12 protein-coding genes are annotated in these 18333 nt (G+C 38.3%); 6 read left to right on the forward strand and 6 right to left on the reverse strand.

Annotated elements, in window-relative coordinates:
• The coding region (locus tag HMPREF1128_RS00940) for an IS3 family transposase (protein ID WP_035529900.1) at positions 1–197 on the forward strand (197 nt) is incomplete at its 5' end.
• 40 nt (positions 198–237) lie between these two features.
• Here the strand turns inward: HMPREF1128_RS00940 and HMPREF1128_RS00945 are convergent.
• From HMPREF1128_RS00945 to HMPREF1128_RS00955, 3 genes are all read right to left on the reverse strand, one after another.
• Entirely contained in the window at positions 238–2193 is a 1956-nt protein-coding gene (locus tag HMPREF1128_RS00945) for a site-specific recombinase (protein WP_007523336.1), read from the reverse strand.
• Positions 2194–2308: 115 nt separating this feature from the next.
• Positions 2309–4801: a GDYXXLXY domain-containing protein gene (locus tag HMPREF1128_RS00950; protein WP_007523371.1), complete on the reverse strand. Its 2493-nt coding sequence runs from the start codon at positions 4799–4801 to the stop codon at positions 2309–2311.
• A 47-nt stretch (positions 4802–4848) separates the two neighbouring features.
• Positions 4849–8307, reverse strand: coding sequence for an acyl-[ACP]--phospholipid O-acyltransferase (locus HMPREF1128_RS00955; RefSeq protein ID WP_007523326.1), 3459 nt, complete (start codon positions 8305–8307; stop codon positions 4849–4851).
• 301 nt (positions 8308–8608) lie between these two features.
• Here HMPREF1128_RS00955 and metE point away from each other — a divergent pair, with 301 nt between their 5' ends.
• Together metE and metF are read left to right on the forward strand one after the other, a co-directional pair.
• Positions 8609–10891, forward strand: coding sequence for a 5-methyltetrahydropteroyltriglutamate--homocysteine S-methyltransferase (metE, locus tag HMPREF1128_RS00960; RefSeq protein WP_007523333.1), 2283 nt, complete (start codon positions 8609–8611; stop codon positions 10889–10891).
• A gap of 219 nt (positions 10892–11110) precedes the next feature.
• Positions 11111–11989: a methylenetetrahydrofolate reductase gene (gene metF, locus HMPREF1128_RS00965; RefSeq protein ID WP_007523366.1), complete on the forward strand. Its 879-nt coding sequence runs from the start codon at positions 11111–11113 to the stop codon at positions 11987–11989.
• 54 nt (positions 11990–12043) lie between these two features.
• Here metF and HMPREF1128_RS00970 read toward each other — a convergent pair whose 3' ends face one another.
• Positions 12044–12688 carry a MerR family transcriptional regulator gene (locus HMPREF1128_RS00970; protein ID WP_007523313.1) on the reverse strand — a complete coding sequence of 215 codons (645 nt, stop codon included), beginning with the start codon at positions 12686–12688 and terminating at the stop codon, positions 12044–12046.
• 166 nt (positions 12689–12854) lie between these two features.
• On the opposite strand from HMPREF1128_RS00970, the gene HMPREF1128_RS00975 reads away from it, so the two are divergent.
• The 3 genes from HMPREF1128_RS00975 (at position 12855) to HMPREF1128_RS00985 (ending at position 15677) form a co-directional block, all read left to right on the forward strand.
• On the forward strand, positions 12855–14057 hold the full coding sequence (locus tag HMPREF1128_RS00975; protein WP_007523390.1) for an aromatic amino acid transporter: 1203 nt from the start codon (positions 12855–12857) through the stop codon (positions 14055–14057).
• Positions 14058–14134: 77 nt separating this feature from the next.
• Positions 14135–14632, forward strand: coding sequence for a ribonuclease E activity regulator RraA (gene rraA / locus HMPREF1128_RS00980; RefSeq protein WP_007523353.1), 498 nt, complete (start codon positions 14135–14137; stop codon positions 14630–14632).
• A 157-nt stretch (positions 14633–14789) separates the two neighbouring features.
• Entirely contained in the window at positions 14790–15677 is an 888-nt protein-coding gene (locus tag HMPREF1128_RS00985; RefSeq protein ID WP_007523323.1) for a DUF4189 domain-containing protein, read from the forward strand.
• A 269-nt stretch (positions 15678–15946) separates the two neighbouring features.
• On the opposite strand, the gene znuA is transcribed toward HMPREF1128_RS00985, so the two are convergent.
• A complete protein-coding gene (gene znuA, locus HMPREF1128_RS00990; RefSeq protein WP_007523397.1) occupies positions 15947–16891 on the reverse strand; it encodes a zinc ABC transporter substrate-binding protein ZnuA in 945 nt (314 codons plus the stop codon).
• 143 nt (positions 16892–17034) lie between these two features.
• Complete coding sequence (locus tag HMPREF1128_RS00995; RefSeq protein ID WP_007523315.1) at positions 17035–18018, reverse strand: DUF3298 and DUF4163 domain-containing protein; 984 nt, start codon at positions 18016–18018, stop codon at positions 17035–17037.
• Between the last annotated feature and the right edge of the window lie 315 nt (positions 18019–18333).

Raw genomic sequence — 18333 nt, forward strand, 5'->3', positions numbered from 1 at the left:
ATTGCTACGATAATGCGGTGATTGAAAGTTTTTTTGCGATACTAAAATCAGAGTGTTTTTACTCACGGAGTTATCATTCAATCGCTGAATTACAGGCTGAAATTGAAGAATATTTAGTGTATTACAACCAAAAACGAATTAAACTTGCTTTCAAAGGATTGAGCCCAGTGCAATACCGAGCTCAATATTTAAGTTAACTAACCTGTCCAACTTTTTGGGGGCAGATCACTTAGACGATTATTTATCTAATTGAACTGGAAGAAATAAGCTCAATGGTCGTTTTTTCACAATTTGGCAAACTTCATGCCAAATTGGCCACCAGCTATCAATTTCCGCATTCAAAGAACGCAGTGCAACCCAAAGTGTTAATGAAAAACTGACAATTAAATTCACTAAACCAATCAACAATACAAAACCAATGCATTGTAAAAGCAATGAATAGGTGAATTGTCCGCTCACAGCAATATAGCCTACATTCGCAGATGAAAATGCCACATGACGAATATCTAACGGAAGGTGCGTTAAGTAACCCACTACACCCGTAATCCCAAGCAACATACCAAAACAAAGGTTACCGATAAGCGAGCCATAATTCTCATGTATATAATTAGCAAATTTAACGCGAGATTTCTCAGACATTATTTTTTTCAATAACGGATGTTGGGTTAAACGCATGCGCATATTCAAATAATTACTGCGGTTATCAAAATAGCCCGAAATAATCCCAGAGCAGAATAACCATACTCCCGCAATGGCTGCAAACCATAAGGTTCCTGCGAAAGGATCAATGCTATGTAACTGATAAGCGATTTGATCGACATTCATCAACGGCTCACCTGTTTTATATTGGTAACCAAACGCAATCAATGCCGCTAAGCCCATCGCAATGAGAACATTACCTAGCACCGCAATACTTTGAGAGCGAAATACATCCACTAATAACTGAGCTAATTTCATATTGACGGTTTTACCTTGAGGCGTTTTCTCGACGGCCTCAGCAAAACGGGCTGCTGTCATGGCTGGCTGTTTCGTCGCTACCGTAAAATGCAACATAAAGATCACCATAAAACCTAAGCCGTAATTTAAGCCTTCGGCAATCCCTTTCCAGACTTTATCATCAATAATGCTACCTAGATAGATTTTAAATAGCGCCATCAGTGCAATTAATACACCACCACCTGCCGCAGAATAAAACATTGCCCAGTACTCTTTTTTATCTCGAGTAATGTAATGCTCGCCGTGGTCTCCAGCATTCTGCGTAACACTACGAGCAATTAATCTTGAGCTTTGTTTCCATAATCGGGTGATGCTATGTTTTTCTGCTGCAGCGCGAGCAAAACAGCCGATTAATAACAATATTCGGCGTGGTAAATAGCGATTTGAAACAAAAATCGCCATCAAGGTTTCTAATCGTTCTAAAGTCTGAGAAAGACGCTCCAATAAATAAGCCGTATTTAAAGAAGAACCGACCACTGCCCCACGTTTTTGCAAACGCTCAACCAATTTTTTACATTGGCTAAACATTACCTGCAAATGACTATCATCAAAAACGGTTGATTGTCGGCGCGCCTGTAACCAATTCACCACTTCATGGTGTAATGCGACAAAAGGGGAATCAGCATTCAACAGAGAGGGCTCCATTCGCATCAGCTCAGGATCCATATCTTCAGCCGCAATCCAAATTGAAAGCATCTCTATGGCAAATAGCCCTTCACTTTCAATATGATTTTTTAAACGTTCACGATCTTTTTGTTCTGTATAACGAGTTAAAACGCCAAATAAGCCTCGCCACGTTTTTAAAGGAACGGCATCAATCCAGCGCGCATCATTTTTATCGCTAAACAATAAATAAAAAATATCACGTAAATCATTAATATCTTTAAAAGAGGGGTTAAAACGCTCATAAATACGCGTTTTCATTTCTTGCCCAAAACCGCCACGCGTAAGAATACCACTACTAATAAACAATGGGTAAAGACGTAAACCACATAACCAACCACATAATAATTTCGAAACAGAACAGCCTAATTCTTTATCGTTCTTTAAGATAAACTTAAAAAAATGCAAGGTTGGAGAAATTTTTTCTGTAGGGCTACTACGTAATAATTGACACAGCCCTTCCACAAGACCAAAAGCATCATTTTCCTCGACTTTATTACGCAAAAATTGCGGTAAAGTATCCAGTTTTATCATGCTTTCCTCCTTCAATCGTTTATATTCAAAGGGTAAATATTATACAGATCTGTTAGGGAAAATAAAAATGAAAGGAAAAGTGATCTGCCCCCAAAAATTTGACCGCTTGTTTTTTTTACTCTTCTTTCTCTTCCCCTTTTTCTTTTTCGGCTGTTACAGATTCCAGCGTTAAAGGTTTCAAGTGTTCATCTAATAAACGAGCCAGTAATAGCACACCGTCTTTAAAACGATATTCTGCGTAAGCCGCTGTGCTGTAATATTTCTCTTTGCCACTTGGGAAGAAATAATCTTGGCTTGGTAGGCGAGTTTGCCAGCCATCCGTTTTCAGTGGGAGATACACATTTGGCGCACAACCACTAAAATCGGTTGGGACGGTATCACTCATCCGACAGATATCTACAATGCCTTGTTCATTGCGCTGAATCAATGCGTAGAATTTTTTCGGAAAATCATCTTGGCGTTCAATGTTATTTAATATTGTATAGTTGAGCACCATGTAATCGCCTTGCAATAATGAACGCGGATCAATCGGTTCAATTTCTAAAATAACCGATTCTCCCTCATTTAGCACTGCGTTATATTGCATCATTTTCATATTTACACTGGTTAATACGCCACCAGTTAACACTAACAGCACAAGGTAAGCGAACTTCACTTTTCCTGATTTTATTGCGTTTTGTTCCTCATTGGTTTCTGTTTGTGGTGCTTCGCGTACCAGTAAATAACAAAATAGACTGACTAAACCTACTGCAAGGCACATCAGTGCTTTGTAATCAAATGGCAATGGCTCGTAGTAATAGAATCTCCATAGCCAATTATGCATGAGCATTAAGACACAAAAACCTAACAATGCGCGGCTTGGCATAAAATAGGCGATAAAGAGTAAATAGATTGGCCACCACACTCTGGTAATGAGTAAAACAACCGTAAGCAGCACCATTGCGAAAATCAATTTTGTTGCTTTAACGCCATCAAAACCTTGCTGATAGACTCGGTAGACTAACGCCACCAGACAACAGATAAAGATGCCCCAATAGAAGATAAAACTTATGGTGAAATCATTCCATTGGCTTGGCATAAAAAATCTAAACAGCATTTTAATGAAATCATCTTGTGAGAGTTCACTTAATTCCATTGAGCTGTAGTACATTAGATGGGTAGTCCAAATTTCGCTTGCGGCAAAATACAGTAATATCCCCCATGCAAGCGCCATAATACGACTTTGTTGGCGTGCTGAATTTAGAGATAACCAAATAAAACTCATGCAAATTATTAAGAGACAGGCGGTTATAAAATAAAAATTAAAAGATAACCACTCTAACTCTAATACTGCCAAGTGATATATTGTTGAGTAAAAGAAACAATAAATGCTCGTCGCTAATGAAAGTATGCGTAGCCATTGTGGCAGTGCGAAAATAAAGAAAAATCCAGTATAAATCACACTGACTAAAAGCATTGGCCCAGATACTTCACTCAATACACTCAGTTCCATCCCTAAAGTGGCAAACATAGCGAGAGCTTGCCCTAAGCCTAAGGAAACCGCATAAATATAGCCTTTATTGAAAAAGTATCTTGTTCCTAACGCAGTAAAAATGAATGCCCCTACCCATAGTGCATAAAAATCCTGAAATGCAAACCACATGAACACAAGCACAAGTATCGTGACGAACATCAAAATAATGCTAGACCCCAAATTAAATGCCCAGTGATCGGCTAATTCAGGTTGGCTTTTTAAGTAATAATTCCGTCCATAAACAATCAAAAGCCAAAACGCAAATAATGTGCAGAGAATTGCGCTAAGAAGCCCACCAGTAAAGTCGCTCGAACTCATGATTATCCATGTATCACCCATCCCAATCATACCAATGAAATAGAGTACGGCTAGTAAGATATCTCGGCGAACAAAGTAGTAAATAAAACCGATAGCATAAACCAGTATAGTGATAGCTAGAGTGTTTTCATCTATACCGAAAATGACAACTCTGCACCAAGAAAGGATTAAAGCAATGTTGGCAAATCTTGCGGTTGTACGGTGGTGATCGTTAAGCAGATGCCCCCAACGTTCACAGATAACAATAATTACAAGATTGAGTAAAGCTACTGGTAATTGAGAGACAAAGCGTACAGACCAATCTAGATTATTCGACCAACGTAAAGTCGGAATAAAGTTATATTCTAGGAAAAAGAGTAGAGCCAAATTCAGCGTGCAGATAAACAAAATTGCTGAACCAATATTGGCAAAGTAGAAAAGCAATGGCAGTTGTACGAGTGACCATAGGGCAAATAATTCCCAAATGTCAGCGCCAGTTTGATAGCTTTGTCCAAATAACGCAAATAGCCCACCAAAACTCACTGCCAACAGCAAGGACGAAAATTGACTCAACCAGTTTTTGTTGGCAACGAGATTATTACGTGAGCGATAAATGCCATATTGGGTAACTAACATTAACAGGACGACGAGTGCCTGTACGCTATATAATTTTTGGAAGATACTCCAGTGTTGCCAGTTTGCCGCCACCCAGCTAATTAGCGCCAGCCCTAACTGACCGACGCCAAATGCCAAGAAAATGATACTAAGATAGCGTTGCCAACTCATTTTAAATATCATGCTTTCTCCTTGTCTTTTTAAAAGACTTTTGCAAATTGCCTTAAAAATTAGACCGCTTGCGTTAATAATTTTTGTGCTAATTGTTTTGCCCCTTTGAAATCGACCTTGCCTGAGCCTAACAGTGGAATTTCTTCTACTAGCAACACTTCGCTTGGCTGCATAATCGGGACTAAACTAGAGGCTTTAATTCTCGCTTTAATCTCAGCTAAATCTAAGGTTGATTTCACCAATAAGACCACAGATTCGCCTTTTTTCTCATCACTAATGCTTGTGGCAGTAAATTGGGTTTCATCGCCGAAGACTTGTAAAAGTGCTTCTTCAACAGCACCAAGGCTAATCATTTCTCCGCCAATTTTAGCAAAGCGAGAATAGCGATCCACAATGGTAATAAAACCTTGTGCATCAATATGACCTTTATCGCCGGTTTTGTAATAGCGAACACCATCAATCTCAACAATGACATCATCGGTTTTCTCAGGATCATTTAAATAGCCTTTCATGACTTGCCCACCACCGATAAGAATTAAGCCATCTTCACCCGTTGCTAATTCTTCTAAGGTTTCTGGATTCACAATTTTAATAACCGTGCCAGGAAGTGGTAAGCCAACAGAGCCAGTTTTACTAAATGTAAAGCTATTTAGTGTATCTGGATCTAACATATTCGGCATGTTGACACAAGCAACCGGTGCGGTTTCTGTTGCGCCATAACCTTCATAAATCTCTAGCCCGAATTTAAGGCGGAAAGCTTCATGCACGTCAGATTTTAATTTTTCAGCACCTGCAATTACCATACGGACTTGTTGGAACATGAGCGGATCCAACTTTTTATTTTTGCTGTATAAGCGGAAGAAAGTCGAGGTACCAAACAAAATACTAACATGATGACGCGCCGCCATTTTGCCGATAGTTGCCCCATCGGTTGGATCTGGGCAACTAACCATTTTAACCCCTTCGCAAAGTGGCATTAACGTGGTGACCGTTAATCCAAAGCTATGGAAAATAGGTAAAGAGTTTAAAATCACATCATTGTGTTTGAAATTTAATAATTCGCTCACTTGCTTAATGTTGGTTAACAAGTTTTTGTGACTGAGCTCAATGCCTTTCGGATCCCCTTCACTTCCACTACTAAATAGAATAGTGGCGGTATCGTTAAGTGTGGTGTCTGCAAAATAGCAGAGTTTCATTAACGATGCTGGCATCAATAAGGCGGTAAGTAATGCACTGATTTTCGTACTGCGAGCGGTCATTTTTGCTAAATTTTCTGCAAAAATGGCTTTATCGCCTAATACTTCTGCAAAATCGAACCCTTTATCTTTCAGTTTATTTAAGAATTTCTCTGAAGTGATAATGTGGCTAATATTCGCTTTTGCTAAAGCTTTTTGCATACTTTCTTGGCTTAACGTGTAGTTTAGGTTAACTGGCACTTTACCCATGACAAATAGTGCCATGTTTACCATTGCCCCGACGGCAGAACTTGGTAATAACACCCCAACGTGTTTGTCATTTTTCAACACGTTTTTGAGTTTTTTCACAAATACCAATACACCAGTAATAAATTTCAGGTTATTTAGTTCCATGCCTTGTGCATCAGCCACACAGCTTTTAAGAAGCTGACTTTTCGCTTGATCTAACCAGTGATGTTGCAATGGTTTTTGGCGGTTAATAAAGCGTTCCCACGCGCTGAACGAGAGTTCAACGACTTTTTGTTTCATAGTTGCTGCATCGACAGAAGCATCCACAACTGGACCAAATGCGACCAAAATTTCGCGTTTACCTTGGCGTTTAGTCATGCGTTTGTAGAAGTTATCGGCACGAGAGAAGCTTGAGCCCCATAAACCGCGTAAGTAGAACGGCATCACTGCCACATTTTCAAGACCTTTTAAAATAAGTTCAAAGCCTTTTTGGAATTCGTTAATTTGTCCGTTATAGCTGATATGACCTTCAGGGAATAATGCAACAACTTCGCCTTTCTCTAAACAAGCACGAATGGCTTGAATCGATTCTTTGCTTGCGCCAGCACCAATTGGAATAACACGGAAGAATTTAAATAACCATTTCAAATACCATTTGTTATAAATTGGGCGGTACATTACAAAACGGATCGCACGTGGGCTGGCTGCTTGTAAGATCATCCAGTCAATCCAACTAATATGGTTGCCAAGCATTAACACGCCACCTGTTTGTGGAAGGTTACGTAAGCCATCAACATGGAAACGGTAGCTGGCTTTAACGATAGGTAGCATTAACAAGCGGGCAAATAAATGAGGTAATTGCAAAATAGCAAAGAAACTACCGATTAAACAAACTAATGCCGTAAAGAAGAATAGTCCGGTGGTAGAAACTTGTAAGCTGACTAACAGCATGCTCAATAGCAAAAAGCCAACCATGAAGATATTTTGGATGAAGTTATTGCCTGCCATAATGCGACCACTACTTTCTTCTTTGGCTAAGAATTGAATCGTTGCATTCAGTGGCACAATAAATAACCCACCAAAAAAGCCGAAACCAAAAGAGCATAATGATAAACCTGTATTCGTACCAGAAAGGGTTAAACCTAACAATGAGAAGAAGAGGCCTAATGCACCGATTGGAACAATACCATGTTCAATATGATAATCAGACCATTTTCCTGCAATGTAAGAGCCTAGAATTAACCCTACACCGCTAATCGCTAAAATACCTTGAATCACAAGCGCGTTATCTGAACCAAAATTCGCTTTATAGTGAGCTGGAAATGCTGCTACTACAACTTGAGAAACACCCCAAAACAGGCTTAACCCAATAATGCTTAACCAAATGTTACTATCGGCACGTAAAGCATTAACGTTTTCACGTAGATAGCTTAATTTTGCATATTTTTTCGCAGAAAAGACCGCTTGTTGTTCGGTTTCTTGTGGATAAAACGGAATGCGCCAAGCAAATAAAGCTTCTAAAGTACTGAGTACAACCAATGCCACTCCAATTAAAGAGACACTTTGAAGCACAACATTTGGGTCTGTTGAAGCCGCGTAGTCTTGCTCAAAATAGAAAGAGAAGGCAAAAGAGCTGAATAGGATTGCCACAATGGTAAGGGCTTGAATGACACCATTTGCCATCCCTAATTTTTCTGAACCGACAATAGATTTGATAATGCTGTATTTTGCCGGAGAGTAAATCGCACTTTGTGCGGCGAGCACTAATGTTAATCCAAATGCCCAATAAAATTGGCCACTGAAATAGCATAAACAAATCAGTGCGCTAATGACGACGGCGGCCACACTGCTGTAACGAATCACATTAGTGCGTGAAAATTTTTCATTTAAAAATGCAGAGGGCGAAAATAAAAAGATAAACGGCAACAAGATCATGGTATTGACCAGTGCAGTTAAAATCGTTTGGGTATCGCCTTCAAAACTCTTTAATAAAACGTTTTGAATCGTAATTTTATGGGCTAAATCGACGCTTGCGTTTAAAAACATAATCGCAAGGTAAGGCATAAAGCCAGTAATACGAAAAAGCTTTAACATAGAAACCTCGTGGTTTAGGGCAAGAAGCTATTTTTACTTCTTTACGGATACTGAACCACCCTTAAATCAGCTTAAGGGCGCTTTTAAAATATCGCTATTTTAAATATCTAATTTGAAAGTGTAAAGCTCAACTTTTCAGTTTAATAAAGATATTTTATATTTATGAATTTAATTCATGTTTAATTTGAAAATTATGAGTTTGCATAATATTGTAAAAAGTATGATTATCTCCTCAAGCCGTTTAGCGAAGTGCTAAACCTCTGTATTTTAGAAAATTATAAAGATCATAGGAGTTATCATCATGGGTACATTACATACTACTTCCCACATTTTAGGTTTTCCACGCGTTGGTGCAAAACGCGAATTAAAATTTGCACAAGAACGTTATTGGCGTAAAGAATTAGCCGAACAAGATTTATTAGATATTGCTAAAGTATTACGCGAGAAAAACTGGCAAAACCAAGCAGCAAGTCATGTTGATTTTGTGGCAGTAGGCGATTTTACTTTCTACGATCATATCTTAGATTTACAAGTTGCAACCGGTGCAATTCCTGCTCGTTTTGGATTCGATAGCCAAAATTTAACACTTGATCAATATTTCCAGTTAGCACGCGGTAACAAAGCGCAGTTTGCCATCGAAATGACAAAATGGTTTGATACCAACTATCACTACCTTGTACCAGAATTCCATGCAAATACTGAATTTAAACCAAATCCTACTCATTATGTCAACCAAATTCGTGAAGCAAAAGCATTAGGCTTAACTGTTAAACCGGTGATTGTTGGCCCATTAACCTTCTTATGGTTAGGAAAAGAGAAAGGGGAAGCCTTCAACCGCTTTGATTTATTAGCGAAATTAGTTCCAGTTTATCAGGCTATTTTAGCTGCGATTGTAGCCGAAGGTGTGGAATGGATTCAAATTGATGAGCCAGCACTGGCTTTAGATTTACCGGCTGAATGGGTGGCTGCTTACGAAGGCGTTTATGCGCAATTAAGCCAAGTGAATGCTAAAATTTTATTAGCAACCTATTTTGGTTCAGTTGCAGAACATGCGGCACTTTTAAAACGCTTACCAGTTGATGGCTTACATTTAGATTTAGTGAGAGCGCCAGAACAATTAAGTGCATTTGAAGATTACACAAAAGTTCTTTCAGCAGGCGTTATTGAAGGTCGTAATATCTGGCGTGCGAATTTAAACCAAGTTTTAGACGTACTTGAACCGTTAAAAGCGAAATTCGGTGAGCGTTTATGGGTTGCTCCAAGCTGTTCATTGCTTCATACCCCATATGATTTAGCAGTTGAAACGCAATTACAAGAGAAAAATCCAGATTTATATCGCTGGTTAGCATTTACTTTACAAAAAGTTGGCGAGTTAAATGTGGTAAAACAAGCTTTAAATCAAGGTCGTGATGCAGTGCGTGCTGAGTTAGATGATAGCCAAGCAGCAGCAGATGCGCGTGCAAGCAGCAAAGTGATCCACAAAGCCGAAGTGGCTGAACGTTTAGCGAATTTACCGGCTAATGCAGATCAACGTAAATCACCATTTGCAGAGCGTATTGCACAACAAAATGCGTGGTTAAATTTACCTGTTTTACCAACGACAACAATTGGTTCATTCCCACAAACCTTACAAATTCGTCATGCGCGTGCAGCGTTTAAGAAAGGTGAGCTTTCACTTGAAGATTACGAAGCAGCAATGAGAAAAGAGATTGAGTATGTGGTTCGTCAACAAGAAGACCTAGATCTTGATGTACTTGTTCACGGTGAAGCTGAACGTAACGACATGGTGGAATATTTTGGTGAATTATTAGATGGTTTTGCTTTCACAAAATTTGGTTGGGTACAAAGCTACGGTTCACGTTGTGTGAAACCACCTGTTATTTTTGGTGACGTTACTCGCCCAACGCCAATGACAGTACGTTGGTCTGAATATGCGCAAAGCTTAACTAACCGCGTAATGAAAGGGATGTTAACTGGCCCTGTGACAATTCTACAATGGTCATTTGTGCGTAACGATATTCCTCGTTCAACCGTGTGTAAACAAATTGCTGTGGCGCTTTCTGATGAAGTATTAGATTTAGAAAAAGCAGGCATCAAAGTGATTCAAATTGATGAACCAGCGATTCGTGAAGGGTTACCGCTTAAACGTGCAGATTGGGATGCTTATTTACAATGGGCTGGTGAAGCGTTCCGTTTAAGCTCAATGGGTTGTCAAGACGATACTCAAATTCATACACACATGTGTTATTCTGAATTTAACGACATCTTACCTGCGATTGCAGCACTTGATGCAGACGTGATTACGATTGAAACCTCACGTTCAGATATGGATTTATTAGATGCCTTCGTGAAATTCAATTACCCGAATGACATTGGCCCAGGTGTGTATGATATTCATAGCCCACGTGTGCCAACAGCAAACGAAATCGAACACTTATTGCGTAAAGCGTTAAATGTGATTCCAAAAGAACGTTTATGGGTAAACCCAGACTGTGGTTTAAAAACACGTGGTTGGACAGAAACCGTAGAGCAATTAAAAGTGATGGTAGATGTGACTAAAAAATTACGTGCAGAACTTGCCTAATTTCCACACGTTAGCAGGCCGAAAGGCCTGCTTTTTTATTCTGACAAGCGGTCGGTTTTCGCAAAAAATTTGCAAAATCAGACCGCTTGTTGTTTTATATGACTCATATTAAAGATTATTTAGTTGAATTTTATTCATGTAAAACGTGAAAAATATCAACTTGCATAATGCGGGCAAATAGACGATCATTTCATTATCAAAATTATTGGAGAAAAGACGATGAGTTATGCAAGAGAAATTAATATTTTGAACCAAAGTGTGGCAGATTTGAATGGACAAATTAATGTCTCCTTTGAATTTTTCCCACCTAAAAATGAGAAAATGGAAAACTTACTATGGGACTCTATTCATCGTCTTAAAACATTACATCCGAAGTTTGTGTCTGTAACTTATGGTGCAAACTCTGGTGAGCGTGAGCGTACTCACTCAGTAGTAAAACGTATTCAGGCGGAAACGGGCATTACAGCAACGCCACATTTAACCGGTATTGATGCAACCCCTGATGAATTACGTGAGATTGCGAAAGATTATTGGAATAACGGGATTCGTAGTATTGTTGCTTTGCGTGGTGATGAACCAGCAGGTTATGCTAAGCAACCATTTTATGCTTCTGATTTAGTTGCACTTTTAAAAGAAGTTGCGGATTTTGATATTTCGGTTGCGGCTTATCCAGAAGTGCATCCAGATGCGAAATCAGCACAAGCAGATTTGCTCAATCTTAAACGTAAAATTGATGCGGGCGCTAACCGTGCGATTACACAGTTTTTCTTTGATGTAGATAGCTATTTACGTTTCCGCGATCGCTGCGCAACGATTGGTATTGAGGCAGAAATTGTGCCGGGGATTTTGCCAGTAAGTAACTTCAAACAATTACAGAAAATGGCAAAAATCACGAATGTGAAAATCCCTGCTTGGATGGGCAAAATGTATGAAGGGTTAGATGACGATCAAACCACCCGTAACTTAGTCGCGGCAAGCATTGCGATGGATATGGTAAAAGTGTTATCAAAAGAAGGCGTAAAAGATTTCCACTTCTACACCTTAAACCGTTCTGAGTTAACTTATGCCATTTGCCATGTATTAGGCATTCGTCCGTAAGTTTGAAATCAATTCAAATAAAAATGTGTGAGTTAAAATAACTCACACATTTTTTTATGCACCTTTCGCTTGTTGTTGATAAGTGTTGAAAGTTTGTAAATTCAACACATAAGGTTTTAAGAGCAATAACATATCAAATAAGTGTTTTAATCGACCATCTTGATCTTCACGGTCAGCTAAAATATTCAAACCGATTTTGACTTCTTGTTGCGCTAGTTTTTTCGCTGTTTCTGCATAATCTTTTAATAATTGATATTCATTGCCATCACAACGGCTGATAATAGCAAGAATATCTCGCTCTTTTCCAGTATAAATGCCGTTACGTGGGTTAATTAACCCCATTTCAACTAATTCATGTAATTCAATTTCAGTGATACCAAATTCTTCACATAATTCTGATGCTAAGAATTTTTCACTTTCTGCGCCCATAATCAGATCTAATGAATAAGTCAGACTTTTATATGGATTGTTTATGTCAAAATCTGGATGCGAAAATAGCGCACGGATTTGTGAAATAGAAGCATTAAAATTGGTTTGTAAATATTTAATAAATTCAATGAGTTGAATATTGCCTTCATCATATAGGTGGAAATTGGGTTTATCTTTGAATGGCTCTGGCAATAACCCTTCCTTAATATAATAAAGAATAGTCGATTTTGGGGTATTTGTCAGTTTGGAAAGATCGTTCATTTTTAACATAAGTTACTCCTTTCTAATAATATTCTCTTAAGTATAGCACAAAAGTAAGAAGTCAAACTATTAACTTTTATTCTTTGAAGCGGTTTATTTCAGAGAATGTTTCTGTAAATACAGAATTTATGGCAAAATCGAACAATTAGACTTCATTAATTCAAAAGGATTCATTATGAGTAAACAACCTTCTCTATTTGGAGGAGCTTCGATTATTGCCGGCGTGTGTGTTGGCGCGGGTATGTTAGCATTACCAACTGCAGGTGCAGGGGCTTGGACAATTTGGACAATTTTTGCCATGTTGCTTACCATGATCACCATGACACTTTCTGGTTGGTTATTATTAGACGTTTATAAAAGCTATCCATTACGTGTTTCATTTAATACGGTAACTAAAGATTTATTGGGTAGTGTGGTTAATGTGATTAACAACCTTGCCGTTTATTTCGTCGGTGGCATTTTACTTTATGCTTACACTACAGTATCAGGTGGTATTTTTAGCGGGCTCACACAAAATTATGTAGATTTTGGTGCTAACAGTGCGGCAATTTGGTCTGTCATTATTGTAGGATTATTTTCTTTTATTGTTTGGCATTCAACTCGATTTGTTGACCGAGTGTCTGTTTTGCTAATTGTTTTCATGGCAATTACCTTTATATTGAGTATTTGGGGATTAGTCACAAACATCAATCTTTCAACGCTTTTTGATACACAAAAAATGGCAGAATCAGATTATGCTAAATATACGTTAGCCGTGTTACCAGTTGCGTTAACCTCATTTGGCTACCACCATTCTGTTTCCTCTATGCGTGATTACTACGGGGAAGAGCGCAAAGCAAAATGGGCAATTGCTGGTGGAACAACGATTGCTTTACTACTTTATCTACTCTGGATTATTAGTATTTTCGGTGTGTTGCCACGTAGTCAATTTGGTCCGTTAATTGCTAACGATAATGTTGCGACCTTATTAAATGCGGTAAGTGCAGTGGTTGAAACGCCATATATTAGCCAAGCGATCAATGCCTTTACCATTGCGGCAATTCTTTCTTCTTTTGTTGGTGTGGGTTTAGGTACTTTCGATTTCTTATCAGATTTCTTCAAATTTGATAACAGCAAAGTAGGTAGAACAAAAGCGTGGGCAGTAACTTTCTTACCACCATTAGCTTTCTCATTAGTTTCTCCGGAAGGCTTTGGATTGGCTATTGGTTATGCCGGTGCAGTAGCAACCATTTGGACATGTATCATTCCAGCTGCATTAGCTTTCAAAGCGAAAAAAAGTAACATTGCTGCAATTAGCTTAATTCTGATTTTTGGTATTTGTACGGCAGTATTCCATTTTCTTGCAATGCAAGGAAAAATCCCGTTATTTAAAGGCTAATGAATAGAATGTTTTGCAAATAAGCCGGCTAGCGTTATACTGAAACCGATAAAAACAGTTTAAACAAGGAGCATATTATGCGTGTTGATACTTCTGCGCTTTGCGATATTTATTTAGATCAAGTCGATGTCGTGGAACCTATTTTTTCCAGCTTCGGTGGCGCGTCTTCTTTCTTTGGTAAAATTACTACCGTTAAATGCTTTGAAAGCAACGGGTTAATTGCACAAGTATTAGAAGAAGAAGGGGAAGGGCGCGTATTACTTGTTGATGGCGGTGGCGCAGTACGCCGTGCTTTAATTGATGCTGAATTAGCGCAACTTGCACTAGATAACGGCTGGGAAGGGATTATTGTTTACGGTGCTGTTCGTCAATTAGATGTATTAGAAACTCTAGATATTGGGATTCATGCACTTGCCCCAATTCCAGTAGGTGCAGAAGAGACAGAAATCGGTGAAGTAGATACACCTGTGAATTTCGGTGGCGTCACATTCTTCCCAGAAGATTATATTTATGCTGATCTGACGGGCATCATTCTTTCTCCTGAATTACTAGATTTAACCGAGTTAGAAGAATAATTCATTATCATTGACAAGCGGGCTTTTTAGCCCGCTTATTTTTTACATTTAATTCTTTTAGAACATTCATTTTATGATTCACAATCAAAAATTGATAATTTGATTAAAACACTATATTATTTTACTAAAGTATACTCTTTTAGTAAGGAAATGTATCATGCGCTCTCATAAGATTAAACTAATTTGTTTGGCTGCACTTGCAACCTTTTTAACAAGTTGCTCAACAATGTATAACCCATTAGACACTTTATACTGGCATGGTAAAGAAGACTATGAGTTTTTTGCTCGAAAACGTTTACCAGATGAATCTTATCAATGCTTTAAAGACAATGAAAAAAGTTATATTCACGCTTATCGACTTGCTCTTTATGATTTACAAACCTATGAGGTTGGCAGAAATTCTAGAACAATCTTTCTGACAACCGAAAAAGTCTATACTGGCGGTCATACATGGACTTATGTATTTACAGATGCAAACCATAAAATCACATCTATTAGAGATGCCACCGGGTTTGGTGACATTGAAAAAGAATTTGGTTGTGGTGAGTATCAAGAAGCAGTAAAAATTGCTACACCAGAAGAACTAAAAAAACGCAAAATTAAACCTAGATTATGGGCAGCTATTGCTCGCTCTCCAGAAATAAATCAAATGATGTGGGCTTCAGATGCCGCCTATAGCACGCTTGAGCAAGCCAAACAAGATGCACTAAAACAATGTCAAGAGTATGGTGGTAAAGACTGCCAATTAGCGATTGGCATAAGTAATATGTGTTTAGGGCTAGCTAGCGGTAGAGATAGTAGCGGTTTGAGAGATTACTTTGGAAATAGTATTATCCCTGAGCACGCAAAAGCAATGGCAGTTGAGAATTGCCAAGCAAAAGGAGGCTCATCTTGTGAACCAAGCCCAGCACCGTCGCTTTGTGCCCTACCGTGCGATATGCTTAAAGATAAAACTTGTAACTTCGATAGCCCTCAGGTCATCATGCCAGGGGTTAAAGGCGGAAAAGCATTTAATGTAGCATTAGATGGTAACGTAATTAAATAGCCTGCTTCCAAAATTGATCTGCACTTAAAAATTAGGACACCGAATTTGAAGTGCAGATTATGTTTTATTCTTATCAATCTCGTTTAGAAATGATTAAACTGGTCATCAAGTAGGATTGTGGTATTTGTAAGCTAGTTAAATACAAGAATCTGGGATAGATTCCTAACATATCTAACTTTTTATGCGCAGATTAACAAGCGGCCAGATTTCGCAAAATTTTTGCAGAATCTGACCGCTTGTATGTTATTTGGCTAACGTTAGTCTATTGATTATTTTAAACACTGACTAAATTCATCTGCCATGCTTTGTAGGAATTGCGGATAAGCATCTGGGCCAAGTTCAATTTTTGCACCAAGTGGGTCAAGTTGTCCAACTTTGGTCTGAGTACCTTTACTTAAACTTTCAACCACTTTTGGTGTGAATTGTGGTTCTGCAAATAAACAAGCAGCTTTATGTTCTTTAATATCCGCTTTGATTTTGCCTAGTGTTTTTGCACCTGGTGCTACAGTTGGATTGATTGTAAATGAACCAAGTGATTTAAGCTCATAAAGGCTTTCAAAATAACCGTAGGCTTCATGGAATGTATAGAATCCTTTGCCTTTAACTGGCGCGAGTTGGGTTTTTAAGTGTGCCACTTTATCCGCCACATTCGTTTTAAATTTGGCTAAGTTTTCTTCGATTTTGGCTTTTTTATCTGGATATTGTGCTGTTAATTTTTCAGCAATTTGTTCAGCACTTAAAATGGCAATGTCTGAAGAAAGCCAAATGTGCCAGTCTCTGCTGTGATCGTGGCCATCATGGTCGTGCGCATGTTCGTGATGATGGTGCTCATCATGTCCGTGTTCATGCCCATGCTCATGGTCATGATCGTGATCTTCTTTGTGCGTTGCATCAACGAGCGTTTTGATTGCTGGTACTTTACCTAATGTTAAGACTTTTTGGCTATCTAGGTTGTTTACGCTTTTGGTTAAGAACGATTCCATTCCACCGCCAACCCAAACGACTAAATCGGCTGATTGTAATTTGCTCGCATCGGAAGGTTTTAGGCTGTAATCGTGTGGTGATGCGCTAACAGGAAGTAATACTTCCGTTTCAGTTACACCGTCGGTAATTGCGGCAGCAATAAAACCAAGTGGTTTAATTGTTGTTAATACATTTGCTTGTGCGCTTGCAGCAGTTAGTAGTGCTGCACTTAATAGTGTTCTTTTTAACATAAATTTATCCCCTTTATTTTTTATGGATGATTCAAGCGGTCGTATTTTATCAAAGTTTTACCAATTGACTATAATTTTTTTATGGATATTTAAATAAATAGAAAAAAAGCACAAAAATGATTTTGTGCTTTTGGAGAGTTGGATTAACGTAAATCTGATGAAGGAATTAAATCAAAGCCATCTTTTTTGGTACGTTGATATTCTTTTGCAATTAAGTTATTCACTTCATACCATGGTAGCGTTAACGTTTTTTCGCCCTCAGCAAATGGCCCAAGCTCATATGGTGCATAAGAGAAAACAATTCCATCGTTGGTAAAGTAGAACTGGTTACTGATATCAAAATCCGCTTTAGCGGTGAAAGGCTCTCGTTTACCGTTTTCGTCTACTGGGCTTTCAAGTAAATAGGCATCCCATAATAATGCTTTCGCTTTAGTTTGGTTGGCTTTGGTCATCAGTTTATCTAGGGTAATAATTGATTTCTTATCAACATCAATATTGATGTAAGTAGTCGCAAATAAACCGTGAGCACCGCCGCTGAAGCTATAATTGAAAACTGAGAAGCTAACAATATTATCGCGTTGTCCTAAGTAGCGAAGTTCAGCGCTGACTTCCATACCGCTAACTGGCCCATCTCTCACTTCAGCTAGTGAGTCATTAAAATCTTTTTCAAAGGCTTTGAGTAATTGCGCTTTCTCATTACCTGTCACTTTGTCTGGGTCTTGTTTTGCATCTTCAGGCGAGTAATCAAGCCATAGTTTACGAATGACTAAATTATCTAACCATTCAAAACCGGTTTTAGGAATGCTAATAAAATAGTTGACTTGCCCTTCTTCAAAATAGGTTTGCTCTTTTGGTTTTACTTTTTGTGATTTAGAAAAGAGAGGCTCAATTTCGACTTTTAATGCAGGGAAAGCATTTTTTGTTTTTTCTAAATCGGCAAGTTTTTGATCTGTTTCAGCTTTATAAACGGTGAAATCTTGCTGAGATTTAGCTAAGTCCTGATTTAATTGCGTGATGGTTTGTTCAGCTTTCTGTAATTTCTCAGTTAGTGCCTGGGTTTCCTTTTCATTACAGCCAGCTAGTAAAAAAATAGAGGCTGCAAATAAGGCGAGATAAGATTTTTTCATAAAAACTCCATGAAATTAGTGCGATTTTCATTTAAAGCATAACACGAACTTGTTGAAAATTCATGAAGATTTTGCTTCGTTTTTCTGCAAATTTGGCGCAAGGTAATTATAAAGAATCGCCTTGCTTTTCCTTGATTTAAAAGCCATAATGACTCGTTATTTTTCTGCTGGAAATTGTTATAAAATGAGTAAAATTTCGGCAAAAAACGACCGCTTGCGCATTAGGCAAGCCGCTTTCGCAGTTTATTCGAGACAAGAAGAATCTAACGTAAGACGAAACTTAACAGGTATTAGCGCAGAGACAATCGGGATGAT

This window comes from Haemophilus sputorum HK 2154 (assembly GCF_000287615.1).
GTDB classification, from domain to species: domain Bacteria; phylum Pseudomonadota; class Gammaproteobacteria; order Enterobacterales; family Pasteurellaceae; genus Haemophilus_A; species Haemophilus_A sputorum.